Below are 23395 nucleotides of genomic sequence, written 5' to 3'. Positions count from 1 at the left end.
CCTCCTCACTCGATGATATTGCCGCGCAGGATAAAGCGCGCGTAGGCCACGGTGGAGACAAAGCCAAGCATGGCGATGATCATAGCGGCCTCAAAGAAAATCTCACTCCCCAGCGCCAGGCCATAGAGCACCATCAGCGCGATGGCGTTGATGAACATGGTGTCCAGCGCCAGGATGCGGTCGGCCACATCCGGGGCGGTGACGACTTTCCAGAGATTCATCAGCATTGCCAGGGCAAAGCAGGCAAAGGCGAAAGTGGCAGCGCTTTCGATCATTCGAAAATCTCCATCAGCCGGCGCTCATAGCGCTGTTTGATCTCGTCCCGCACCGCGTCGGGGTTGGGGGCGTCCAGGCAGTGGACCAGAAGGGCGTGGCCCTCGTCCGAGACATCTGCCGACAGGGTGCCGGGGGTCATGGTGATGGTGCCGGCCAGGGCGGTGATCGCCTCAGGCGTTTTCAGGTCCAGCGGGACGGTGATCCAGTTGGGGCGGCGGTCGGCATTGGGTTTGAACAGCACGATGCGGGCAACGATGATGTTGGCCTGTACGATGTCCAGCAGAACCACCAGGATGTATTCCGCGATCTTCAGCGGGCGGCGCAGCTTGGGCCGGTTGGGCCAGTAGGGCTGGGTCACAAACGGGATCAGCACCCCCAGCAGCAGGCCAAAGACCAGCGAATTCAGCGACCAGCCATTGACCAGCAGCAGCCAGGTGAGGGTCAGCAGAAGCGTGAGCAGGGGGTGCGGGAACAGCCGCCGGATCAGTTTCATTCTGCCGTCCTCCCCAGCACGGTTTCGATATAGGCTGTTGGCGCAAAGAGCTGGGCTGCCGTCGCCTCGGCATAGCGGGTGGCGGGGCCTGCGAATACGGTAAGGGCAATGAGCCCGCCCAGCAGGCCGAAGCAGGCGACAAAGGGCAGCTGCGCCGGTCTGGCGGGCAGGGTGTCCACGGGCGGCTCGGCGCTGGTGTCTGCATCTTCAGGCGGCAGGCCGTGCCCTTTCCAGAACAGCAGCGAGCCTGCGCGGGCCATGCCGATAATGGTGATCAGGGACCCCAGCAGGATCACGGCCCAGATCCAGGGCGCCAGATCAACGCCGCGGGTGGCGTCCAGCACCAGCAGTTTACCAAGGAAACCCGACAGCGGCGGCATCCCCGCAAGCGCGATCGCGGCGGCAAAGAACAGGGCCGAGATCAGCCCGGTCTGCGGCATCGGCAGCTGCGGCAGGATCCACGGGCCCTGCCGCTCCATCACCAGGTCAGCAACCAGGAACAGCAGCGCTGCCGCGAGGGTGGAATGCACCAGATAGTACAGCGCCGCTGCGGCGGCGGTCTGGGTGAACAGCGAAATGGCGATCAGCAGCGTGCCCATCGAGGCGATGGCGCCGAAGGCCGCCAGTCGGCCCAGCTTCTTGGAGCCAAGCACGCCGATGGCGCCGGCGCCGAGGGTCAAGAGGGCAGCGGGCAGCAGCCAGGCCTCGGTCAGGCCGGCGGTGGCCTCAACCTCGGGGCCGAAGATCAGCGTGTAGATGCGCAGGATCGAATAAGCGCCGACCTTGGTCATGATGGCAAACAGCGCGGCGACCGGCATCGGCGCATTGGCATAGGCCGAGGGCAGCCAGAAATGCAGCGGCAGCAGCGAGGCTTTGATGGCAAAGACCAGCAAGAGCATCACAGCACCAACGCGCAGCAGGGCGGTATCCTCGGCCGGGATCTGTGCAACCTTTACGGCGAGGTCGGCCATGTTCAGGGTGCCGGTCACCGAATAAAGCGTGCCAAGCGCAAACAGGAACAGGGTGGACCCCAAGAGATTGAACACCACATACTGCACCCCGGCCTGGAACCGGCGGGTGCCGCCGGAGTGGATCATCAAACCGTAAGAGGCGATCAGCAGCACCTCGAAGAACACAAACAGGTTGAAGGCGTCACCGGTCAGGAAAGCGCCCATGATGCCCATCAGCTGGAACTGGAACAGCGCGTGGAAGTTGGCGCCGCGGGTGTCCCAGCCGGATCCGATAGCATAGAGCAGGACCGGCAGCGCCAGCAATGAGGTCAGCACGATCATCATCGCCGACAGCCGGTCCAGCACCAGCACAATGCCAAAGGGTGCGGGCCAGTCGCCCAACTCATAGACCTTGACGGTGCCGTCCAGGGCCTGGGCAGCCAGGGTCAGCGACACGGCGGCCAGCAGCACCACGCTGGCCAGCGAAAAGATCCGCTGCAGATCCAGATGGTGGCGCACCGTCATGATGATGAACGGCGCCACAAGGGCAGGCAGCACCACCGGCGCAATCAGAAGGTGGTCGATCATGCGTCGTCTCCTGCGCCTTCGGTTTCAACCGGCATGGCAGTGCTGTCATCACGGGACGACAGGTACGCCCCCAGTGCAATCATCACCACCACGGCGGTCATGCCAAAGGAGATCACGATGGCAGTCAGCACCAGCGCCTGCGGCAGCGGGTCGGTATAGGCGACCTCTTCATACTTGTTGAGGATCGGCGGCGCGGCGGTTGCCAGCCGCCCGGTGGCGAACAGGAAGACGTTGACCGCATAGGTGATCAGCGACAGGCCCAGGATCACCGGAAAGCTGCGGCGGCGCAGGATCAGGTAGATGCCGGCCGCGGTCAGAATGCCGACGGCCGAAGCGACGAGAAGTTCCATATCTATCCCTCCGTCCCGGTCTTGGCCGCTTCGTCGCGTGCCGGGTTGATGTCCATCGCGTGCTCGGTGCTTATCCCTGGCTGCCAGGCAAAGCGCGACAGGCTTTCCAGCGCCAGCAGCACCGCTCCGACCACGGCCAGGAAGACGCCAAGGTCGAACAGGGCGGCGGTGGCCCACTCGAATTCCTCCAGCGGCGGCCAATGCAGATAGCCGAAATCGCTGGTCAGGAAGGGCATGCCGTTGAACCAGGCGCCCATGCCGGTGGCGGCGGCAATCAGCACGCCGGAGCCGATGATGGCGTGGTACGGATAGCGCTGGCGCTCGGTCGCCCAGGCAAAGCCCGACGCCATGTATTGCATGATGATCGCAATTGCCGCGATCAGACCGGCGATAAAGCCGCCGCCCGGCAGGTTGTGGCCGCGGAAGAAGATATAGGCCGCCACCATCAGCGCCAGCGGCATCATCACCCGCGTTGCCACCACCATCATCAGCGGATGCGCGTCGCCGGCCTGCGGCAGGTCGGGCTTGCGGTTCAGAAGATGGGCACGCACGCGGCTGTTCAAAACCGCCTCGGTCAGGGCAAAGATCACCATGGCGGCGATGCCCAGCACGATGATCTCGCCGAAGGTGTCATAGCCGCGGAAATCGACCAGGATCACGTTCACCACATTGGTGCCGCCGCCGCCCTTGTAGGAATTGGCAAGGTGGAAGTCCGAAATGGTCGGGAAGGCAAAATCGCGCATCAAAAGCGCATAGATCAGCCCGCCGGCACCCAGTCCTGCGATCACTGAAATCGCGCCATCGCGGATGCGGGTCAGGGCCGGAGTTTCAACCGGGGTTTCCTTGGGCATGAAGTTCAGCGCCAGCAGCATCAGGATGATCGTCACCACCTCGACCGAGATCTGGGTCAGCGCCAGATCAGGCGCCGAGAGGTAGTTGAACGACATTGACACCACCAGCCCCACAACGCCGATCAGCACCAGCGACAACAGGCGGTTGCGATGTTTGGCGACGATGAACAGCGTCGCCACCACAAGGGCAAACCAGCCGAGCACGGGCAGCAGGCCCGGCTCTTGCAGCTCACGCGTGGCCGCGCCCAGAGTGCCGCCCTGATAGGCGTAATAGGCGATGGCAACGGTAAAGGTGACCATAACTGCCGCATAGCGGGTGAGGTTGCCATTGTGCAGGCCTTCGGTCACGCCTTGGCCCAGGCGGGTAAAGGCGTCGATCAGGGCGTCGAAAATGACCTTGGCTTCGGGGCGGGGCAGGGCGTTCCAGATCCGCTCCAGCGGCTTGTGCAGCGCCAGCAGCACCGCGCCGCCCAGTACGGCAAACAGCGACATATACAGCGCCGGGGTCAGTCCGTGCCACAGTTTGAGCGAGTAATAGGGCAGTTTCTCGCCGCCGATCACGGCACTTGCGGCAGTGGCGACCATCGGACCTGCGATCTTGGCCGACGCAAAGCCGATCAGCACCACAAGTACCACCAGGAAGGCCGGCCCCATCCACATGCCGGAATTGGGGTCATGCGGGTGGCCGGGGTAGTCGTCACGCTTGGGGCCGAAAAAGACATGCGCGATGAAGCGGAAGGAATAGGCGGCTGAGAACAGCGCCGCGACAGAGGCCAGCGCAGGGATTACCAGATGCGAGCCGTTCCAGACGGTATGGGCGGCTTCCTCCAGCATCATTTCCTTGGACAGGAAGCCGTTGAGGGGCGGGATCCCGGCCATCGACAGCGCTGCGACCATGCCAATGGTGAAGGTGACCGGCATCAGGTGCCGCAATCCGCCAAGCCGTTTGATGTCGCGGGTGCCGGCCTCGTGGTCAACAATGCCCGCGGTCATGAACAGCGCCGCCTTAAAGGTGGCGTGGTTGATGATGTGGAAGACGGCAGCCACCGCGGCGATCTTGGTGCCGAACCCCAGCAGCATGGTGATCAGCCCCAGGTGGCTGACGGTGGAAAACGCCAGCAGCGCCTTGAGGTCGTCCTTGAACAGCGCAATCACCGCGCCCAGCAGCATGGTCACCAGGCCGGTGGTGGCAACGATATAGAACCACTCGGGCGTGCCGGCCAGCACCGGCCACATGCGGGCCATCAGGAACAGCCCGGCCTTCACCATGGTGGCCGAATGCAGATAGGCCGAGACGGGCGTGGGCGCGGCCATGGCGTGCGGCAGCCAGAAGTGGAACGGGAACTGGGCCGACTTCGTGAAGGCCCCCAGCAGGATCAGGATCAACGCGGGCAAGTACAGCGGCGAGGCTTGAATGGCGTCTTTGTTCTGTAGAATGACGCTGAGGTCGTATGAGCCGGCGATATGGCCCAGGATCAGCATGCCTGCGATCATCGCCAGCCCGCCGGAGCCGGTGACTGTCAGCGCCATCCGCGCGCCCTGGCGACCCTCGGGCAGGTGTTTCCAATAGCCGATCAGCAGGAAGGAGCTGAGCGAGGTCAGCTCCCAGAACACCAGTAAAAGCAGGATGTTGTCGGATAGAACGATGCCGACCATCGCGCCTTGGAACAACAGGAGATAGCTGTAGAACTGGCCCATCGGATCTTCGCGCGACAGGTAGAACCGGGCATAAAGGATGATCAGCAGGCCGATCCCCAGGATCATTGCTGCAAACAGGAAGCCCAGCCCGTCGAGGAAGAAATTGGCATTCAGGCCCAGGGCAGGCAGCCAGCTTGCAGAGGCATGAATGGTTTCGCCGCGGAACACGGCCGGGATATGCAGCATCAGCCCGATAAAAGCGAGCAGGGTGGTAAGCCCGGCGGCTGAGGCTGCCGCATTGCGTCCCGCGCGGATCAACAGCGCTGGGAAGACGGCTCCGAGAAAGGGCAGGGCCGCAATCAGGAATAGGGACACGTGCAGGTCTCCTGTCGGGTTGGCGCGTCGTTTTTCGACCAGTGCTAAGCAATTTTCTTGCCCAGAACCACCCCCGCCGGCCTGGATGCGGTAATAATGACGCAGCCAGAGACGGGAATCTTACGCTCGTTAGGGTCATAATTGGGCAGTGTCCGCCCAATAACAAGAACTTGACCGGCGGTATTGGCCTGTTTCTGGTGATTGCGGCCTCATGGCCTGCTAGGTCTTGGAGCAAGGGCCCGGGGCCGGGCAGTCAGCGGGCGGTCGGATTGAAAGGAAAGCGGCGGGATGGCGGCGCAGGAAAACACAGGTAAACGCGGAGTGTCCCGCCGGCTGGCGCTGCTCGGCGGTATTGCAGCGGCGGCTGGTGCGGGGATCTGGTGGCAGCGCAGGCAGCCCCCCGATCATGATCACCCGCGGCTGACCGTGGCCGAGGCCTTTGCCCAGGCGCAGGCCGGGGAGATTACCCTGGTGGATATCCGCACGCCGCAGGAATGGCGCGCCTCGGGGGTGCCGGTGGGCAGCCATCAGATCGACATGCGGCGCGACGACTTTATCGCAGCCTTGCAAATCGCGGCGGGGCCGGACCCGGCTTTGCCTGTGGCGCTGATCTGTGCGCGCGGCGTGCGGTCGGCCCGGCTGACGCTGGCCCTGGCGCAGGCGGGTTTCAGCAATGTGATTGACGTGCCCGAAGGCATGCTGGGGTCCGGTGCAGGACCAGGCTGGATTGCCGCCAACCTGCCGGTGGCCCGATGGGAGGGATGATGCAGGCTTGGAAAACAGGCGCAGCCGCAGCGCTGCTGTCTGCGGTGTGGAGCGGCGCGGCTGTTGCGGGCTGCGGGCCGGAGGCCGGCGCGTGTGAGGTTGCGGATGGCGCCTATCACATCGCGCTGCCCGCTGATGCGAACACGCCGCCGCCGGTGGTGATGTTTTTGCATGGCTACGGCGGCAGCGGCGCGCAGGTGATGCGCAACAGGGCGCTGTCCGAAGGGCTGACAGCGCGCGGCTATGCGGTGATTGCCCCGGAAGGGCGCAAGCGCGGCGGCAGCGGTCCGCAGTCCTGGGGCTTCGGGCCGTTCACCGAAGGCCGGGATGAGGGGGCGTTTTTTGCCTCGGTGCTGACGGATGCCGCGGACCGGTTCGGCACCTCCACCGCACAGACGGTACTGGCAGGTTTTTCCGCCGGCGCCTTTATGGTGCATTACCTGGCCTGCAGCGACCCGGCGGCCTTTGCAGCTTATGCGCCGGTGTCCGGTGCGTTCTGGCGGCCGCAGCCTGAGACCTGTGAGGGGCCGGTGCGTCTGTTGCAGGTGCATGGCTGGAGTGACGAAGTGGTACCGCTGGAGGGGCGTGTCCTTGGCGACGGGCGCTGGGAGCAGGGCGATGTCTTTGCCGGGCTTGAGGTTTGGCGCGAGGCGAATGGCTGCGCGTCGCACGCGCCATCCAATGCCTGGGGCGAGGGCGGCTTGTTGCGCCGCCACTGGGATTGCGGGCCGGGGGCAGAAATCGAGCTGGTTCTGTTTGATGGCGGCCATACGGTGCCCAAGGGCTGGGCGGGCTGGATGGCAGACTGGTTTGAGGATGAACCGGCGGTGCGCTGACCTTGGGGGGCTGCAACGAGCGGAGCACTCCCGCCCCTTTGACAGAAATCAAAGATTTCCATCAAAGCGTTGGGCCAGGCAGCGCGCCCTGCGGGCGCGCTGCTGTTGCATGCCGTCGCGAGGCCGGCATTTTTGAGGATAGCGGCGGGTATTTGCGCAACCGCGCCGCGCGTCAGCGCGGCGCTAGGCCCAAGACCGCCAAGGGTGTCCCGGCGCAGCCGGGGATCCTGCGGTCGCGGGAGTTCCCGGCTGACGTGCGGGCTTATTCCGCCGGGGTGCTGCGGGCGGTGCTGCCTTCCAGCAGGGCCTTCAGGTCAGCCCGCGCAACGCGGGCGGCACGGGTGATCTGGGGTTCAGTGAATTCCTCGCGCGTGGCCATCCAGTTGCGGATGCGGTTCACGGTCTTCACCCCGGACAATGCCGACAGCGGCACTGCCAGCACCAGCGAGAGCGCAATCGGCGCCAGCCACAGCGATACGGTGCCCGACAGAATCCCGGCCCAGAGCGCGACACCGCTGACGGTTTCCAGCGCGTGGCAGGTGATCAGCGTGCGCAATGAATAGCTGCCGCCGTCGCGGGCCTGCGGTTCCCAGCCGCGCTGCAGCCCCAAGGCAGTACGGAACACCGCGATCATCTGCTGCACCATCAGGATCGGCGCATAGAGGATTGCCAGCAGCACTTCGGAGACAAAGGACAGCGCAAAATGCACCGGCCCGCCGTATTCCGAGAACCGGCTGCCGGTCAGCGGCAGCGCCGTTGCGGCCAGCATCTTGGGTGCCAGCAGCATCGCGTAAATCAGGATGATCACCAGCACGTGTTTGGGTTCCGACATATCCGGCCAGCTGGGGCGGAACGGGTTGGCCTCGCTGAAGTAGCTGATCACAGACGCCTCGTCGCTGCGGCCGATGACGGCCCAAAGCACCAGCAGCGCAAACCACACCGGTGCCATCAGATAGCCGATCGCGCCTGCAAACAGGTGAAAGCGGGAGATCGCCCGGAACCCCTTGGCGTGCAGCAGGTTCAGGTGCTGCAGGTTGCCCTGGCACCAGCGCCGGTCGCGCAGGATGTGGTCGATCAGGGTGGCTGGGGTTTCCTCGTACGATCCGCGGATGCGGGGCAGAAAACGAACCGACCAGCCCGCACGGCGCAACAGGCCCGCCTCGACAAAATCATGGCTCATGATCAGCTTGTCACCGCCGCCAAAGCGCGAGCGCAGCAGCGGCAAGCCGGCACAGGCGGCAAAGGCGCGGGTGCGGATGATCGCGTTGTGGCCCCAATAGTTGCCCTCGTGGCCGGCCCAGCGGGCCAGCCCTTCGGCGAGGGCGAGGCCATAGACGCCGTTGGCGAACTGCTGCATGCGGCCAAAGACCGATTGCGCGCCAATGAGCTGCGGGTAGCTTTGGATCAGGCCGGCGCTGGGATCGCGGGCCAGCGCGTCGGCCAGCCGGGCAATGGCGCGGCCGGTCATCAGGCTGTCGGCGTCCAGCACCAGCATCGCCTCGTAATCCGCGCCCCAGCGGCGCACCCAGTCAGAGATATTGCCGACCTTGCGCCCCTCATTGTCGGCGCGGCGGCGGTAATACAGTGCAGTGCCTTCTGGCAGCATGCCGCGCAGCGCCTCGACACTGGCGCGCTCCTGTGCGGCGATGGCGTCGTTGCGGGTGTCGGACAGGATGAACATAGCATATTCATGCTGGCCGCCGCGGCCATGAAGTTCCTGCAGCATGGTCTGGGCGTTGCCCAGCACGTACCAGGGCACCTCGTTATAGACCGGCATCAAGAGCGCCACCTTCATCGGGCGGGCTGCGCCGCGGGCCACGGTCTTTTCCCGGCGTGACAGACCGTAAAGGCCCAGGAGCACGGTCGAGACGGTAAAGGCGATCCAGAAGAAGTTGAAGGCGATCAGCGCCAGCAGCACCAGCTCCAGCAGCGAAAATCCGTCAGCCGTGAACCAGCCCCGCATCACCCAGGTCAGCACACCCGTCGCCAGCATCGCCGGCGAAAACGCCAGCAGCCGCCACAACGCCACCTGCCGCGGCGCGGCATCGCCGGGCGCGTCTGCATCGTGGAAGTCCTTGCTGAAATCCTGCTCCGGCATCGCCAGCGGCTGTTCCGGGGGCATCAGATCACATGCAGTCATGCGGTCCACCTGTAAAGCCAGACTTCGGAAGCGGCATTGCCGTCTTTCCTGAGCTGGGCGCGAAGTTCAACGTGATCCCGCTCGCCGGGGTCAAAATAGAAGGCCAGCCGCAGACCGCCGGTTTCGGGGTTGTGCTGCAGCACGCCTTCGCTGGTCGCCACATGGGGAGAGTGGATGTGGACGTCAAGAGTGTCCGGCCCGCCGTCAAACAGCGGGTGGGCATCGAAATCAATGGTCATGATCCGGCCCGGCCCGCCAAAGATCCGCGCGCCCTCGGCGGTGTCGATCACCCGCGGCATCGACAGCACCGGCTCTTCGCCCCAGGTGAGGCGGTAATTCAGGTTCACCTCGGAGCCGGCGGCATAGGGGTCACGCGGGCGCCAGTAGGCCACGATATTGTCGTAAATCTCCTTGTCCGCCGGGATCTCAACCAGCGTGACGGCGCCTTTGCCCCAGTCTTCCTTGGGTTCGACCCACAGGCAGGGGCGGTTGTGATAAAAGGCTTCCAGGTCGTTGAATTCCGACAGTCTGCGCGGGCGCTGCATCAGGCCAAAGCCCTGCGGGTTTTCATCGACAAAGGACGAGACCTGCAGACGGGTCGGATTGGCAAGCGGCCGCCACAGGGTCTCGCCATTGCCGTTCAGCACCAAGAGGCCGTCGCTGTCATGCACTGCCGGGCGGAAATCGTCGAAACGGTTGCGGTTGGTGGCGTCGAACAGGAACATCGAGGTGAGCGGCGCAAGGCCTGCGTGGCTTAACTCCTCGCGGGCGAACAGCGTCGCTTCCACATCCATCACCGCGCTGCTGCCGGGGGTGATGGTGAACCGGTAGGCGCCGGTGACGGACGGCGAATCCATCAGCGCATGCACCACCATCGAGCGTTGGCCGGGGGCAGGGGCCTCCAGCCAGAATTCGATGAATTCGGGGAATTCCTCACCCTCGGGATCGGCAGTTTTCAGCGCCAGGCCGCGGGCCGACAGCCCATAGGCGTTGCCGGTGCCGATGGCACGGAAATAGCTGGCGCCCTGGAAGACGCAGAATTCTGTCTTTTTGTCCGGGTGATCCAGATCGGTGCGCAGGCGCAGGCCGGAATAGCCCAGGTCGCCCTCGGTCGTCAGATCCGGCGCCTTGTCGTTCTTGTCGAACAGCGACAGGTCAAAGCCGATCCGCTCAGCCATGCCGTCCGCCACCGTGTTCACCTGAATGGCGCGCGGAAAATAAAGGCCGGGCAGGAAGAAATCGACGTTATAGCTGCGGTCGGTCCCCGCCCACAGCGCGTCCTTGGTGCGGAACCAGCGCGATTTATAGTCGTCATAAGACTGGTCCAGCCAATCCTGCGGCACCATCGGGCGTTCGGCAAAGGGTTTGGCGGCCAGCGCGCGGGCCTTGGCCACGACAACATCGCGGGTAAAGGGCATGGCCTCGCGTGCCACAGACGGCAATGCGGCAAGTGCTGTGCTGCCAAGTGCGGCGGCCAAAAAGGAACGGCGGGTGAAAGAGCTCATTTCTTGGCTCTCCATGGCTGGGACTTGAACCAGGCAGCGCCGTAAGCGCAACCAATGATTAGGAAAAAACCAAACAGATTGGCGAATGCCGTGGTCATAACCGCGCGGTCGGTCTGGTCAAGCGCAAAGCCGATGAAACGTGCCAGTGCCATTGAGAATACAAACACCGCAAGCGATTGCTGGCCGACCTTGGTGATGACCTGCAGCAGAACCGCCCAGATCCGCGCTGCGGCGGAACTGCCGGAGGCGATCAGCCGTTTGCCGCCTTCGCCCGCAGCAACCCAGCCAAGATAGGCCAGCGCCAGAAAATGGGCATAGCGCAGCAGGCCGAAGTCGGTTTTTTCGCGCCATTCGCCGATGGCATCGCGGCCCGGCTTGATCAGGTCGGCCAGCTCGGGGCTGGCGGCCTTGACCCAGGTGAAGACTTTCCACGATCCATAAGGCGCCGACAGGATCAGGAATGCGGCGGCCAGCACGACCAGCACTTTGGACACCGGCGGCTTCGGCAGCCAGCCTTTCATAAAGGCAAAGCCGGTGAAAAACAGCAGCTGCCAGCCGAACGGGTTAAAGAACCATTCGCGTTCCGACCAGGGTTCCGCCGGCAGTGACACACCGTCGGGACCCAGACCGATCATATAGGGGTTGGCGGTCAGCCAGATCAGCACCGATACAGCGGCCACAGCCCAAAGGCCGATTTTTTCCAGACCCATCATCAGCGGCATCAGCATCAGCACCACCAGGTACATCGGCAGGATGTCAAAGTAATTCGGCACATAGGTCAGGGTGAACAGCCCCACCAGCTGGGTCATCGGATCCTTGAAGAAATGGCCGAGATTCAGAGAGTTCACATAGCTCTTCTCGAACCCGCCATAGAGGTCGATGGCAGCCATGGAGACGGCAATGAAAACAAACAGGCCGATATGCGCCCAGAATACCTGCCAGCAGCGGAATGCGACGCGGGCGGTGCCCAGCCACCAGCCCTGCTTGGCAAAAGAGCCGCCAAAGGCAATGGCCGAGGCCATGCCGGAGCAAAACACAAAGATCTCGGTTGCGTCCGAGAACCCGAAACGGGCCGGAATCCAGCCGGTCCAGCGGTTGCCCGGGATATGGGCGGCCAGGATGATGAACATGGCAATGCCACGGTAGAAGTCGAGCCGCGGGTCGCGCACACGCGGCTGTGCCGCTTGCGGCGGGGGGGCTGCGCGGTTGGCAACGCCGGGATCGTTCTGAGGCCCGGGGAAGGGCGCAACGCTGGACATTTGTGTTTTTGGTCCTTGAAAGTCTTATTCGGCAGGAACGCTTGCAGCACCGGGAGAGTTCCGGCCTTCGGCGATCAGGGTGCGGCGGGCAAGCGCGTAATTGTCCTCGGCGCCGCCGCGTTTGGCACGGCGGTCATCCAGGATTGCCTCGACCGCGTCAAGCTGGCCTGAGCGGATTCCCGCGTCTATGGTAATGCGTTCAAAAACATCGCGTTGCGCGTGGCTGCCGCCGGCCAGCTGCATGCTGCCGCGGGCGGAGGCAAGATGGCTGAAGGCGGATTTGTAATTGCCGTCGCCAAAGGCTTCCAGCCCATCGGCGGCTGCGCAGCCCGGATCACCCATGCGGGCGCAGGCTTCGGTCCCTCCCTGCTCGGCGTCGGCATGAATGCGCTGAACCAGCTTGCGGGCGTCTTCCTTGCGGTGGCCGGTGAGGGCCAGCAGGTAATGCAGGTCGGCGAAAATCAGGCTGCCGTCCTCGGTGCGGTTGGCGCATAGCTCCGACAATTCTTCCCAGCGGCTGCCTGCATCGACGCCTTCCAGTTCCAGCCGCACCAGCAACGACGTCGCGTTGGAGATGTCGCGGTAGTCGTCGGTTTTGTCCTTGCGCACCTCGGTGTCATACAGCGCAAGGGCTTCGTCCATCTGGCCCAGGTCCAGATGCATCAGCGCCTTGTGCCACCAGACGTGATAGCGGAAGTTGTTGCAGTGCGCCCAGGCTTCTTCGCGGCCGTGCAGCCACTCCAGCCCTGATTTGGCATTGCCGGTCATGTCATGCACATGCGCCACCGCATGCAGGCCCCAGGCATCATCCGGCGCCATCCAAAGCGCTTGACGGCCGGCATTGGCCGCGCGTTCAAACTCGCCGGTTTCCTCCAGCGCAAAGGAGTGGCAGCCCAACAGATAACCGCGGCCCGCGTGGTCGGGCGCATAGGCCGGCATCACCCGTTCAACGGATGCCCGCATGCCATCAGGATCGCCAAGGATAAAGCGGATGCCATGGCTGAGCTTCATTGCCAGGGTGTCCTGCGGGAAGATGTCCAGCACCTCTTCCATCCGGCGGATGGCCTGACTGGGGCGGCCGGCCAGCCAGTTTTCCAGCGCATCCACATATTTGCGTTCCCGCGGCAGGGCACCTTCGTACTGCGCTTTGGCATCGCGCAGGGCTTCCTGCGCTGTGGGAAGCAGCTCCCGGCGGCCCAGCATCAACAGGGACAATCCTTTGATCGCATGGGCCAGGGCAAACTCCGGCGCCGATTTCAGCACCGCGCCCAGGTGATCGGCGGTTACTGCGGCATGTGCCAGAACGCCCATCTGCACGGCATTCCAATCCCGCAGCGCCGCTGCATCGGTCAGGCTGCTGTCTTGGCCGAAAATATCATGCATCATAGGAGTCCAATCTTTCTCAAAATAAGCGCGGGTTCCGTGTCCTGATGAAAGAGTAGTTCATCGGATCGGTCCGGGCGAACCCCGCTCGCGGTTTGGTGATGGCCTGTGTGTGCCTGACAGTCAAATTCGCCGGATGTGTAGGATTTCCGGGGAAATTTTTGCAAGCGAAAGGGTTAAGGAGCGGCGAAATGACCGCCGATTTGGCGGTGATTTGCCGGAAAGTGTAACACTTGGCGGAAAGCCGCCGCGAAAGGCGGTGCTTAGCTTGGCCCAAAGGGGTCGCTGGCGTCCAGAATCTCCTTTGTTCCTTCACCGCAAGCGGGGGGAGCGTGCCGGTATGTTACAGGCGTGCGGGAGAAATTCAGCGGGTTGCCCAGCAGATTGACCGGGCCTGCCGCGCTGTCCATGCTGATGGCCATATTGCGGGCCGCGACCTGATCAGTGGCAAACAGCGTCTCCAGATCCTGCACCGGTCCTGCGGGAACTTTGCGGGCCTCCATCGCGGCCAGCACCTCTTCCGTGGTGAACCGCTGCACCGACGGGATCAGGACCCCGTTCAGCGCGTCGCGGTTCTGCAGCCGGGCCGGGTTGGTGGCAAAGCGCGGGTCTTCTGCCAGGCCTTCCAGTTTCAGGAATTCCATAAAGCGTTGGAACTGACTGTCGTTGCCCACCGCCAGGATCACATGCCCGTCCGAGGTTTTATAGACGCCATAAGGCATGATGCTGGGATGCTCATTGCCGCGGCGCTTGGGGATTTGCGCGGTGTTCAGATAGGCGGTACCTTCGTTGATCAGCCAGGCGATCTGGGCATCGACCAGGGCAAGGTCGATCTGCTGGCCTTCGCCGGTTTTTTCGCGGTGGTGCAGGGCCGAAAGGATGCCGATACAGGCATACATGCCGCACATGACGTCTGCGATGCCAACGCCCGCTTTCATTGGCTGGCCGTCAGGTTCGCCGGTCAGCGACATGATGCCGCCGAACCCCTGCGCCATGATGTCATAGCCCGGTTTGTGGCTGTTGGGGCCGGTCTGGCCGTAGCCGGAGATTGAACAGTAGATCAGGCCCGGAAAATCATCCTTGAGGCTGGTGTAATCCAGCCCGTATTTTGCCAGCCCGCCGGGTTTGAAATTCTCGATCAGGATATCGGCCTCTGCCGCTAGGCGGCGGATGGCCTGCTGTCCGTCTTCTGTAGCGATATCAATGGCAACCGAGCGTTTGTTGCGGTTGGCGGCCATGAAATAGGCCGAGAGATCGGATCGGTTTCCGTCCGCATCGGTCACATAGGGCGGACCCCATTGGCGGGTGTCATCGCCGCCGGTTTTGGGGTTCTCCACCTTGATCACCGTAGCGCCGAGGTCGCCCAGCAGCTGGGTACAGGTCGGGCCTGCCAGGATGCGGGAAAGGTCGAGGACCTTGACCCCTTTGAGCGCGCCGTGGGGAAGAAGATCAGATCCGGCCATCATAGCCTCCGCGGTCGATCACAGCCGAGATGACAGTGAATGTGTCTGCCTGCATCGCGTCCTGCAGGGCGGCGCGCAGTTCCGCGCGGTTTGTCACAGCCACCCCGTTGCCGCCAAAGGCCCGGCCCATTGCAGCGAAGTCATGCGCCGAAAAATCTACCCCGCCGTTGGCGAGCTGGCGCTGGCGCTGCTTGAGTTCGATCAGCGCAAGGCTGGCATCGGCAAAGACCACAAAGATCGGCGCCAGGCCCAGTTCTGCCGCGGTGGAAAGCTCGCCCGCAACCATCAGAAAACCGGCATCGCCTGAGAAGCTGACCACGGGGTGGTCCGGCTGCGCCAGCTTGCGCCCGATTGCCATCGGCACCGCACAGCCCATGGTGCACAGCGCCGATGACTGGATCAGCCCGCGCGGCTCATGGCATGGCCACATCTGGCTCAGCAGGATCCGGTGCGCACCGCTGTCGGCTGTGGCAAGGGTTTCCGGCGGCATGGTAGCGCGGCATTCGGCAATGACGCCCGCCGGACCCCATGCGTCGTCGTGCGGGAAGGCGTCGGCCAGGGCTGTTTTTACTGCGGCAGGGCGGCCATTGGCCCATGTTTCGCGCGGTACGGTGCCATCGGATAGGGCCTCTAGCGTCGGCGTAATGGCGGTCAGAAAATTCAGCCCGGCCTGGTGCATGTAATGGGTGTTGGCCTCCGGCGCGATGTCGATCACGTTCTGGCGTTTCACGTCCCAAGCATTGCGCCAGCCGGGGCGCATTTCAATCGGGTCATAGCCGATGGAGAGGACCAGATCGGCCTCCTGCACCAGTGGCAGCAGATGTGTGTCTGCCAGCGGCGACAGGCCTGCACCGCCAAGGCAGAGCGGATGGTTTTCGGCGATGATCCCCTTGGCCTTGTAACTGGTAATGAACGGTATCCGGTGTTTTTCCACAAAGGCGCGGATTGCAGGGCCGGCGTTTTCCTGCAGCGCATCGAGGCCGATCACCGCCAGCGGGCGTTCTGCCGCTTCCAGCCAGGAGTGCGCCTGCGCCAGCGCTTCACCGTTTGGCACGGCCGCACTTGCAGGCGCGCGGCGGTGGCCGCGATCTCTGGCCGCCGCATCGGCCACTGAGATCGGCACATCAATATGCACCGGGCCGTTTCGTGCCTCGGTTGCGATGGCAACAGCCTTGTCGGCGATCAGATCGGCAGCTTCGGCGTCTAAACGGAACGTTGCCTTGGTGATCGGGGTGAACACTGCGCGATGGTCAAGCACCTGATGGGTATAACTCTGCTCCTCTGCTGCGTCGACGCAGCCGGTCAGCACCAGCATCGGCACCCTGTCCTGATGCGCATTGGCCACCACATTGATGCCGTTCAGCGCACCGGGGCCGAGGGTGGCAACCAGAATGACCGGTGCACCGTCAGCGTGATGCACCCCTTCGCCGATGAAACCGGCGCAGTTTTCATGCTTGGCCAGGTGGAACGTGATGCCCGCGCGTGTCAGCGCATCCACCAGCGTCAGCACCTCGCCGCCGGGCATGCCAAAGGCGTGGCGGCAGCCCGCTTCATACAGGCGCCGGGCCAGAACGTCAGCTGTGCGCAGGATCTCTGTCATCTTGTCGGTCCAATCCGTTGATTTGCCGTCAGATTGCCGAGGATATGCCCGCGTGCAAGCCCTCTCACGCCAGTGTGAGGCGTGTTGCAGCGGAAATCGGCGCATTTCATGCGCTTTCGGGTATTTTAAACCAGAAAGAAGCGGAAGGGGCTATTGCTGAGCCTTTTCAGCGATCTGCGCAAAGCGATTATCAAGCTGGCCTGCCAGAGCTTTCAGCGCTTCACCGCCCTCATCGGTGTAGGGTGCAAAGACATGGGAAGGCAGCTTGTAGGCGAGAGTGGCACTGCCGTTGGCCTCCTCGGTGACATAGATGCGCACGGGGGCTTCGATCATTGCGGCGGTGGACAGCGCCAGGATTTTAACCGCGAAATCATTGTTGAACAACCCGATCACCCGGTTCCCAGGGATGGTGATGCCGCGGGCGGCAGCGGCCTTGGTGGGGCCTGCCTGGGTCACCACTCCCATGCCTTCGGCCTTGGCGGCGGCTTTGACGTCCTTGATCAGCTGCTCATAGGGCTTTGACGTCTCATGCACTGCCCAGCCGTTGCGTGCAGCAATGTTTCCGGCGGATGCGGCAGAGGCTGCGAGAATGAGCGCGGCAGTCAGGCGTTTGAAAAACATGGGGACCCTCCAATGGCTTTACCGGGTTTTTTAAATCACGCGGGCGGGCTGGTTGCTCACAATTGCGTGCATCAGGCGGCAATCCGCCCGTTAGGGCAAAAACCTGCGCGTGCCCCGTTTGGGGCGCGCTCCGCTTGATAACAGCTGTGCGGGTATCATCCTGCGATTCTGCCGCCGCCCTGTTTTGTGACCACCACCACTGAGGGGCGCGGCGGCATTTGAGGGTCGAAATCCGGCCAGCGGGTAGCCGGGTCTTCAAAAGTCGATGCGCGCACAAACCCCGCCAGCGCCTTGGTGCCGTCGGTGCCGGGATGCTGCACTGCCAGAAACAGTGTCTCGCCGTCCGGTGCAAAACAGGGGCCGCACAGCTCGCCGCCGGCCGGGCAGCGGAAGAACAGTTTGGAGTGACCGCGCAGGCTCCCTTCGGTCTCAACCCCGTACAGCCCGTCCGATTTGCCGGTCTTGCCCCATTTGCTGCCCTGATCGGTCGCGACCCACAGGCGGCCCTCGGCGTCAAAGGCGCAGTTGTCGGGGCAAGCGAACCAGCCGTTGTCAGAGGTTTCCGGATTCCATTCGGCCCCGACGGCGGCAATGCCCGGATCGCCGCATTTCACCAGGATCGACCAGTTGCCGCGGGTCGCTGCATGGTCGCCGCCGTCTTCCTTGATTTCGATGATATGGCCGAAGCGCGACTTTGCCCGCGGATTGGCTGCGTCCGTCTCGCCTGCCTTCCGGCGGGAGTTGTTGGTCAGCATGATATAGGCAGTGCCGTCGCCGCGGGGGACTGCATCCTCGGGGCGGTCCATTGGCGTGGCCCCCAGCGCATCCGCCGCCAGCCGTGCATCGATCAGAACGTCCCCCTGGCTGGCAAAGCCGTTTTCAGCCGTCAAGGGGCCCTTGCCATGGACCAGCGGCAGCCAGTGAACACTGCCGTCCGGGTCAAACCGCGCCGCATACAGCGTGCCGTCGCTGAGCAGCTTTGAATTGGCCGCCGGGTCGTCCGACACAACGCCCTTGGAGACATATTTGTACTGATAGTCAAACCGTGCATCATCGCCCATGTAGACCACAAGATGCCCGTCCGTGGAGGTGGTGGTTTCAGCGCCTTCATGGCGGAAGCGGCCAAGCGCGGTGTGCTTCACCGGTGCAGCCTCCGGGTTTCGCGGATCGACCTCAACAACCCAGCCGAAACGGTTGGCCTCATTGGGGTCCCTGTCGATGTTAAAGCGGTCGTGGTATTTGCCCCAGGCGTACCAGCGGCCCGGCACGCCGTAACGTTTCATCTGCGCCGCTTCAGGCTGATCCGACAGGTCCGGCTTGCCGTCGGCGTCCAGCCTGTCCGTCCAGAAATAGCCGTGGAAGTTTTCCTCGGCCATCAGCCAGGTGCCCCAGGGGGTCATGCCGCCGGCGCAATTGTTCAATGTGCCGATGACCTGCGCCCCGCTGGGATCCGCGCTGGTTTGCATCCGGGCATGGCCCGCAGCGGGTCCGTCGATGGTCATCACCGTGTTCAGCGGCGAGATGCGGCGGTTCATGCTGCCATCCCGGACCACCGCCCATTTGCCGTCCGTACCGCGGGTAATCTCGACCACCGAGCCGCCGTGTGCGGCCATTTCGATATCCACCAGCGCGCGTGTCATGCCGGCAAAGTCTGCTTTGTCCTGGCGGCCAAGGGCGGGGAACATCACCTCTTCATTGGTGTATTCGTGGTTCACGCACAGCAGCCCGCGGGTGCCTTCGGTATTCAGCGGGGTAAAGCCGACATAGTCGTTGTTGTAGCCGAACTGCTGCAACTGGGCCTGGGCCGTCTGGTTCAACACGTCGAAATCCGGCGCATCTGCCGTGATCGGGTCGCCCCAGCGCAGCAGGATATCTGCGTCATAGCCTTTGGCCACGTGGTGGGTCCCGTCGTTGCCCCAGGCCAATTCGTCAAAGGCATAGCGGCTGCTTGCAGCAGTGCCGGCAGCATCAGCCTGGCGCGGCGCAGTGAGGGCGGTGGCGCCGAACAGGGCGGTGGAGGCTGAGACCCCCAGCAGGCCTTTCAGCATGTCCCGGCGGCCATAACGGCTGGCGATTACTTCGCCGATGGTGCGGGTCAGGTTCGGATTGGCGGGAATATCATCAAAGGCTTCAAAGGCTTCCCCCTTGTTGCCGGTTTGCGGGTCTTCGATGATCTGCTTGCGGTCCATGGCGGGCTCCAAAATCTCATCCATCGGTGCCGGCCGGCCAGCAGGGCCAAACACGGACCGGGATCATCATGGGCGGGTGTGTAACAGCTGCATAAAGGTTGATGCGGGTTAATCGAACTATCACATTCGGCGGAGCGGACTGCAATTGCCCGCCAGTCCCGGCGGGGGCAGCGGGTTATTCTGCCGGGCGGAAGCCTTCGATCAGCTGGCGCAGGCCGATTGCGGCACCTGCAAAGATCGCCAGCATGGTGACGGGCGCCGAGACCGCCAGAAGGGAGAATGCGCTGAGGCCTTGACCGACGGTGCAGCCCATAGCGATCACAGCACCGGCGCCCATGATGGCGGCGCCGATAATCTGGCGGCGCAGCTCGCGCGGGTCGTCACAGGCCTCCCAGCGGAAGTGACCCTTGATCAGCGAACCGGCGAAGGCGCCGGTCCAGACGCCGGCAATGGAGCCGACGGCAAAGGACAGCGGGCGCAGACTGCCGGTCATGGTCCAAAGGATCGTCTCCCCCAAGGGGGCGGAAAAGGAATGCGAGACAACCGGCAGCGCTTCGAACCCTTCGGCGTTGACATAGGTCGTGCCGACCCAGCCGGAGGTGACGGCCAGTCCGACCACGGCAGACCAGAACAGCGCCTGCCTGTCGGCGCGCAGTTCCGCGTTGGCAAGCGTGGCCAGCAGGATCAGCAGGCCGGCAGCGATACCGACCGCGGCAACCGGCAGGCCGCTCCAGGCGGCGGCGTAATGGGCCAGTCCCGGCAGGATTTCGGTGGTGACGTCCTGCTGTGTGAAAAACAGGTTGCGCAACGGGGCGAGGGGGCCTGCCAGAACGACATAGGTGGAGACGCCCATCACCAGCACGATCACAAAGCTGCGCAGGTCGCCGCCGCCCAGACGGGCGATGGCGCCGTAGCCGCAGTTGCCGCTGAGGGCCATGCCGTAGCCGAACATCAGCCCGCCAAGGATCGAGGCGGCGGGCATCCAGCGGATCGACAGGTAAAAGGACTGGCCGGCATCGACCAGCCCCAGCCCGATCAGTGCAAAGCTGGACGTGACAGCAACGCCGATAGCAATGCCCCACATCCGCATCCGCAGGGAGGAGCCGCCATAGAGCAGGTCTTCGATTGCACCCAGGGTGCAAAACCGTCCCAGCCGCGCGGCAAGACCCAGCAGAGCACCGCCCAGCAGCCCGATAAAGGCGGCCAGCTGGTGTTCTGTCAGGAAGTCAAACATGCGGGGATTTCAATCGGGCCTCAGCTGCCGTCTTTGCAGAACAGATCATAGACCACTTCCAGGATGCGGCGGGGTTTGTCGTCGGCCAGGCGGTAGAATATGGCTTTGCCCTCGCGGCGGGGAATGACCAGTCCTTCCAGCCGCAGCCGTGACAATTGCTGCGAGACGGCAGCCTGGCGGGCCGACAGCAGCTCTTCCAGTTCGGTCACGGATTTCTCGCCCGAGACCAGGTGGCACAGGATCATCAGCCGGCCTTCGTGGCTGATTGCCTTGAGGAAGTTGGAGGCTTTGGTGGCGTTATCCACCATCTTGTCCATTTCTTCCGGTTCGATGTCGGCAGAAAATTGCGGTAATGCCATCTGTTATCTCCTGAGCGGCGCATGCACGCCGCACTCCTCTGCTTGACCCCGCCGGGTCGGTCAGCTGCCGCCCTGAGTGTGCGTATCTTCAACAAACCCTGTATGGGCGGTTAGCAAATCTGCCAGCAAAGGCCAAAAGAAATCTTCGCCGGGATAGCCTTCGAGCCGGGCCTGTTCCTGTCCGTCCTCAACAATCAGGAACGTCGGCGTGAACATGACCCTGCGGGCGACTTGCAGATCCTCAGGCAGGGCACGCAGGTCGACCCGGCGCAGGGGTGCGAATTTGCCTTCGGCCGTTTTCGGGTAGACCGGGGCGATTTCTTCGTCCCAGCGGGCACACCATTCGCAGCCCGCCTGTTCCACCATCACCAGTTCAGCCGCCCAGGCGGGCAGGGCAAGGCAGGCCGCCGCTGCGGCTGCAGCCAGTTGCCGAAGGTGGCGCATGTGTGTCATTCCATCTGTTGACGGTTGCTATTGAAACAACATAATTCGAATATGTGAATGACACAAGCCGGGCCCGGATAACGTTGTTGTGGGGCAACTGGGGGACTTGATGCTGGAAATATCCCTGTTTGGCGCCTTGATCGCAGGTTTGCTGAGCTTTTTCACCCCCTGTATTCTGCCGATGGTGCCGTTTTACCTGTCTTACTTGGGCGGGTTGTCGATGGCAGAGCTGCGCGGGGACGGGGCGATTGCTGCCGGGGCGCAGCGGCGGCTGTTGGTATCTGCCTGCTGCTTTGCCGCCGGTGTCACCACGGTTTTCATGCTGATGGGCATGGGGGCGACGGCGCTGGGGCAGCTGTTCGGGCAGTATCTGGAGGTGCTGTCTTATGGCGCGGCGGCTTTGCTGCTGCTGTTCGGGCTGCATTTTCTGGGGGTGGTGAAGATCCCGCTGCTGTACCGCGAGGCGCGGATGGAAAGCAGTGCCGAGCCGTCGACCGTGCTGGGTGCCTATCTGATGGGGCTGGCATTCGGCTTTGGCTGGACGCCCTGTGTGGGGCCGGCGCTGGCGTCTATCCTGATGATCGCCTCAGGCATGGGCGATATCTGGCGCGGCGGGGTGCTGCTGCTGGTTTACGGGCTGGGCATGACGGCGCCCTTTGTGGTGGCGGCGCTGTTTGCCAGGCCGTTTCTGGGCTGGGTGGCGCGGCACCGGACCGCCTTTGCTTGGGTGGAGAAGGGGATGGGCGCAATGCTGGTGCTGTTTGCGGTGCTGATCGCCACCGGCGGGGTGCGTTTGATTGCCGAGGCGATGATCCGCTGGATGCCGGGTTTCGGTTCGATTGGGTAAGTGAGGTCAGGAGTTCAACATGCTGAGAAGTATTGCGAAAGTGTTAATGGCGGTGGCGCTGGCCGCGCCCCTGTCAGCCGCGGAACTGGGCGATGACGGGCTGCACAAGACAGCCTGGATGCGGGAGACTTTCAAGGACCTGCGCGAGGACCTGGAGGAGGCCAATGGCGAAGGCAAACGGCTGGCGCTGATCTTTGAGCAGCGCGGCTGCATCTATTGCACCAAGATGCATGAAGAGGTCTTTCCCCGGCCTGAGGTCAGCCAGTACATTGAAGAGAACTTCTTTGTTGTGCAGCTGAACTTATACGGGGATGTGGAGGTCACTGATTTCGACGGCGAGGCGCTGGCGGAAAAGGACATGGCACGCAAATGGGGCGTCTTGTTCACGCCGACGATTCTGTTCCTGCCGGAGGACGTGGGCGAAAACGTCACAGCCACCGAAGCGGCGGTTGCAATGATGCCGGGCGCATTTGGCGGCGGCACCACGCTGGACATGTTTACATGGGTCAACGAAAAGCGGTATGCGCTTGATAACGGGGAAGATTTCCAGCGGTATCACGCGCGCCGGATCCGTGAGCGCAATAATGGGTCTGCCGACTAGGTGTCTGGCGCATAATTTGGAAAAATTCACAATAATGAATTTGTTGTTGCGTATTGGGCCGGCGGTGCCCTACGGTATGCAGCAGCTAAGCAACCGCACTCAGATGCGGCAGCCATTGGGAGGATACATGAAGCTTACATCTCTGACACTGGTGCTAAGCCTGGCCGGAAGTGCGGTTTGGGCCGGGGAGGTTGCTCCGAAAGCGGTGCAGTATGGCGAGGATGGCCAAGTGGCCGCGTCGCTGACGGGTGTTGCCGGCGATGCCGTCAATGGCGCGCTGGTTGTTGGTACCAAATCCAAGGGCAACTGCGTGTCCTGCCACCAGCTGACCGCGCTGGCGGATGTGCCGTTCCACGGTGAAATCGGCCCGTCTCTGGATGGTGCCGGCGACCGCTGGACCGCAGAAGAGCTGCGCGGGCTGGTGGCCAACGCCAAGATGACGTTTGAGGGCACCATGATGCCGGCCTTTTACAAGGTCGATGGCTTTATCCGCCCGGGCGATGCCTATACCGGCGATGCCGGGACCGAGCCGCTGCCGCCGATCCTGACAGCGCAGGAAATTGAAGATGTGGTCGCATTCCTTGCGACGCTGAAAGAAGAGTGAGGCGCGGGCGGGGCCATGCGTGCC

General features: G+C 63.3%; 21 protein-coding genes. 5 read left to right on the top strand and 16 right to left on the bottom strand.

Annotation, left to right across the window (positions count from 1 at the left end; translation table 11 throughout):
* Nucleotides 1–5: 5 nt before the first annotated feature.
* From K3557_RS09970 to K3557_RS09950, 5 genes are read right to left on the bottom strand one after another with little or no spacing between them, the layout of a single operon-like run.
* Entirely contained in the window at nucleotides 6–275 is a 270-nt protein-coding gene (locus K3557_RS09970) for a K+/H+ antiporter subunit F (protein WP_259984820.1), read from the bottom strand.
* Entirely contained in the window at nucleotides 272–769 is a 498-nt protein-coding gene (locus tag K3557_RS09965; RefSeq protein WP_259984818.1) for a Na+/H+ antiporter subunit E, read from the bottom strand. The genes K3557_RS09970 and K3557_RS09965 overlap by 4 nt, the downstream gene beginning before the upstream one ends.
* Nucleotides 766–2304, bottom strand: a complete 1539-nt coding sequence (locus K3557_RS09960; RefSeq protein WP_259999599.1) for a monovalent cation/H+ antiporter subunit D — start codon at nucleotides 2302–2304, stop codon at nucleotides 766–768. The genes K3557_RS09965 and K3557_RS09960 overlap by 4 nt, the downstream gene beginning before the upstream one ends.
* Nucleotides 2304–2657 (bottom strand): Na+/H+ antiporter subunit C, encoded by a 354-nt coding sequence (locus K3557_RS09955; protein ID WP_259984816.1) that lies wholly within the window; start codon nucleotides 2655–2657, stop codon nucleotides 2304–2306. Before K3557_RS09955 ends, K3557_RS09960 begins: the two co-directional genes overlap by 1 nt.
* 2 nt (nucleotides 2658–2659) lie before the next feature.
* Nucleotides 2660–5521, bottom strand: a complete 2862-nt coding sequence (locus tag K3557_RS09950; protein WP_259999444.1) for a monovalent cation/H+ antiporter subunit A — start codon at nucleotides 5519–5521, stop codon at nucleotides 2660–2662.
* 288 nt (nucleotides 5522–5809) lie between these two features.
* On the opposite strand from K3557_RS09950, the gene K3557_RS09945 reads away from it, so the two are divergent.
* Nucleotides 5810–6286, top strand: a complete 477-nt coding sequence (locus K3557_RS09945) for a rhodanese-like domain-containing protein (RefSeq protein ID WP_259999442.1) — start codon at nucleotides 5810–5812, stop codon at nucleotides 6284–6286.
* Nucleotides 6286–7122 carry a PHB depolymerase family esterase gene (locus K3557_RS09940; RefSeq protein WP_259999440.1) on the top strand — a complete coding sequence of 279 codons (837 nt, stop codon included), beginning with the start codon at nucleotides 6286–6288 and terminating at the stop codon, nucleotides 7120–7122. Before K3557_RS09945 ends, K3557_RS09940 begins: the two co-directional genes overlap by 1 nt.
* A 262-nt stretch (nucleotides 7123–7384) precedes the next feature.
* Here the strand turns inward: K3557_RS09940 and mdoH are convergent, their stop codons facing one another.
* The 11 genes from mdoH to K3557_RS09885 all read right to left on the bottom strand — a co-directional run bounded on the left by mdoH (nucleotide 7385) and on the right by K3557_RS09885 (nucleotide 21319).
* Complete coding sequence (gene mdoH / locus K3557_RS09935; RefSeq protein ID WP_259999438.1) at nucleotides 7385–9262, bottom strand: glucans biosynthesis glucosyltransferase MdoH; 1878 nt, start codon at nucleotides 9260–9262, stop codon at nucleotides 7385–7387.
* The gene (locus K3557_RS09930) at nucleotides 9259–10767 is read right to left on the bottom strand and encodes a glucan biosynthesis protein (RefSeq protein WP_259999436.1); all 1509 of its coding nucleotides are present in this window, start codon (nucleotides 10765–10767) and stop codon (nucleotides 9259–9261) included. Before K3557_RS09930 ends, mdoH begins: the two co-directional genes overlap by 4 nt.
* Nucleotides 10764–12026 (bottom strand): OpgC family protein, encoded by a 1263-nt coding sequence (locus K3557_RS09925; RefSeq protein WP_259999434.1) that lies wholly within the window; start codon nucleotides 12024–12026, stop codon nucleotides 10764–10766. Before K3557_RS09925 ends, K3557_RS09930 begins: the two co-directional genes overlap by 4 nt.
* Before the next feature lie 24 nt (nucleotides 12027–12050).
* Nucleotides 12051–13412 carry a tetratricopeptide repeat protein gene (locus K3557_RS09920; RefSeq protein WP_259999433.1) on the bottom strand — a complete coding sequence of 454 codons (1362 nt, stop codon included), beginning with the start codon at nucleotides 13410–13412 and terminating at the stop codon, nucleotides 12051–12053.
* A 260-nt stretch (nucleotides 13413–13672) separates the two neighbouring features.
* Nucleotides 13673–14872, bottom strand: coding sequence for a CaiB/BaiF CoA-transferase family protein (locus tag K3557_RS09915; protein ID WP_259999431.1), 1200 nt, complete (start codon nucleotides 14870–14872; stop codon nucleotides 13673–13675).
* On the bottom strand, nucleotides 14859–16472 hold the full coding sequence (locus tag K3557_RS09910) for a thiamine pyrophosphate-binding protein (RefSeq protein WP_259999429.1): 1614 nt from the start codon (nucleotides 16470–16472) through the stop codon (nucleotides 14859–14861). Before K3557_RS09910 ends, K3557_RS09915 begins: the two co-directional genes overlap by 14 nt.
* 150 nt (nucleotides 16473–16622) lie before the next feature.
* Nucleotides 16623–17093, bottom strand: a complete 471-nt coding sequence (locus K3557_RS09905) for a DUF302 domain-containing protein (protein ID WP_259999427.1) — start codon at nucleotides 17091–17093, stop codon at nucleotides 16623–16625.
* A 155-nt stretch (nucleotides 17094–17248) separates the two neighbouring features.
* Entirely contained in the window at nucleotides 17249–19282 is a 2034-nt protein-coding gene (locus tag K3557_RS09900) for a PhoX family phosphatase (protein ID WP_259999597.1), read from the bottom strand.
* A gap of 175 nt (nucleotides 19283–19457) precedes the next feature.
* Nucleotides 19458–20516 (bottom strand): YeeE/YedE family protein, encoded by a 1059-nt coding sequence (locus K3557_RS09895; protein ID WP_259999425.1) that lies wholly within the window; start codon nucleotides 20514–20516, stop codon nucleotides 19458–19460.
* A gap of 20 nt (nucleotides 20517–20536) precedes the next feature.
* Entirely contained in the window at nucleotides 20537–20875 is a 339-nt protein-coding gene (locus K3557_RS09890; protein ID WP_259984796.1) for a helix-turn-helix transcriptional regulator, read from the bottom strand.
* Nucleotides 20876–20935: 60 nt separating this feature from the next.
* Nucleotides 20936–21319 (bottom strand): hypothetical protein, encoded by a 384-nt coding sequence (locus K3557_RS09885; protein WP_259999595.1) that lies wholly within the window; start codon nucleotides 21317–21319, stop codon nucleotides 20936–20938.
* Between the two features lie 109 nt (nucleotides 21320–21428).
* Here K3557_RS09885 and K3557_RS09880 point away from each other — a divergent pair, with 109 nt between their 5' ends.
* From K3557_RS09880 to soxX, 3 genes are all read left to right on the top strand, one after another.
* Entirely contained in the window at nucleotides 21429–22166 is a 738-nt protein-coding gene (locus tag K3557_RS09880; RefSeq protein ID WP_259999423.1) for a cytochrome c biogenesis CcdA family protein, read from the top strand.
* Between the two features lie 19 nt (nucleotides 22167–22185).
* Nucleotides 22186–22767: a thioredoxin family protein gene (locus K3557_RS09875; protein ID WP_259999421.1), complete on the top strand. Its 582-nt coding sequence runs from the start codon at nucleotides 22186–22188 to the stop codon at nucleotides 22765–22767.
* Between the two features lie 127 nt (nucleotides 22768–22894).
* The gene (gene soxX / locus K3557_RS09870) at nucleotides 22895–23371 is read left to right on the top strand and encodes a sulfur oxidation c-type cytochrome SoxX (RefSeq protein WP_259984788.1); all 477 of its coding nucleotides are present in this window, start codon (nucleotides 22895–22897) and stop codon (nucleotides 23369–23371) included.
* The last annotated feature ends 24 nt before the right edge of the window (nucleotides 23372–23395 follow it).

This window comes from Leisingera sp. M523, assembly GCF_025141335.1.
In the GTDB taxonomy this organism is placed as follows: Bacteria; Pseudomonadota; Alphaproteobacteria; order Rhodobacterales; family Rhodobacteraceae; genus Leisingera.
Note: the sequence above shows the minus strand (reverse complement) of the source record. Positions and strands in the feature narration are given on the sequence as shown.

What these genes read in the sequence shown, in the direction of transcription:
- K3557_RS09970 (WP_259984820.1), bottom strand. Translation starts at nt 275, where the DNA reads ATGATCGAAAGCGCTGCCACTTTCGCCTTTGCCTGCTTTGCCCTGGCA.
- K3557_RS09965 (WP_259984818.1), bottom strand. Translation starts at nt 769, where the DNA reads ATGAAACTGATCCGGCGGCTGTTCCCGCACCCCCTGCTCACGCTTCTG.
- K3557_RS09955 (WP_259984816.1), bottom strand. Translation starts at nt 2,657, where the DNA reads ATGGAACTTCTCGTCGCTTCGGCCGTCGGCATTCTGACCGCGGCCGGC.
- K3557_RS09945 (WP_259999442.1), top strand. Translation starts at nt 5,810, where the DNA reads ATGGCGGCGCAGGAAAACACAGGTAAACGCGGAGTGTCCCGCCGGCTG.
- K3557_RS09940 (WP_259999440.1), top strand. Translation starts at nt 6,286, where the DNA reads ATGCAGGCTTGGAAAACAGGCGCAGCCGCAGCGCTGCTGTCTGCGGTG.
- mdoH (WP_259999438.1), bottom strand. Translation starts at nt 9,262, where the DNA reads ATGACTGCATGTGATCTGATGCCCCCGGAACAGCCGCTGGCGATGCCG.
- K3557_RS09930 (WP_259999436.1), bottom strand. Translation starts at nt 10,767, where the DNA reads ATGAGCTCTTTCACCCGCCGTTCCTTTTTGGCCGCCGCACTTGGCAGC.
- K3557_RS09925 (WP_259999434.1), bottom strand. Translation starts at nt 12,026, where the DNA reads ATGTCCAGCGTTGCGCCCTTCCCCGGGCCTCAGAACGATCCCGGCGTT.
- K3557_RS09920 (WP_259999433.1), bottom strand. Translation starts at nt 13,412, where the DNA reads ATGATGCATGATATTTTCGGCCAAGACAGCAGCCTGACCGATGCAGCG.
- K3557_RS09915 (WP_259999431.1), bottom strand. Translation starts at nt 14,872, where the DNA reads ATGGCCGGATCTGATCTTCTTCCCCACGGCGCGCTCAAAGGGGTCAAG.
- K3557_RS09910 (WP_259999429.1), bottom strand. Translation starts at nt 16,472, where the DNA reads ATGACAGAGATCCTGCGCACAGCTGACGTTCTGGCCCGGCGCCTGTAT.
- K3557_RS09905 (WP_259999427.1), bottom strand. Translation starts at nt 17,093, where the DNA reads ATGTTTTTCAAACGCCTGACTGCCGCGCTCATTCTCGCAGCCTCTGCC.
- K3557_RS09900 (WP_259999597.1), bottom strand. Translation starts at nt 19,282, where the DNA reads ATGGACCGCAAGCAGATCATCGAAGACCCGCAAACCGGCAACAAGGGG.
- K3557_RS09895 (WP_259999425.1), bottom strand. Translation starts at nt 20,516, where the DNA reads ATGTTTGACTTCCTGACAGAACACCAGCTGGCCGCCTTTATCGGGCTG.
- K3557_RS09890 (WP_259984796.1), bottom strand. Translation starts at nt 20,875, where the DNA reads ATGGCATTACCGCAATTTTCTGCCGACATCGAACCGGAAGAAATGGAC.
- K3557_RS09885 (WP_259999595.1), bottom strand. Translation starts at nt 21,319, where the DNA reads ATGCGCCACCTTCGGCAACTGGCTGCAGCCGCAGCGGCGGCCTGCCTT.
- K3557_RS09880 (WP_259999423.1), top strand. Translation starts at nt 21,429, where the DNA reads ATGCTGGAAATATCCCTGTTTGGCGCCTTGATCGCAGGTTTGCTGAGC.
- K3557_RS09875 (WP_259999421.1), top strand. Translation starts at nt 22,186, where the DNA reads ATGCTGAGAAGTATTGCGAAAGTGTTAATGGCGGTGGCGCTGGCCGCG.
- soxX (WP_259984788.1), top strand. Translation starts at nt 22,895, where the DNA reads ATGAAGCTTACATCTCTGACACTGGTGCTAAGCCTGGCCGGAAGTGCG.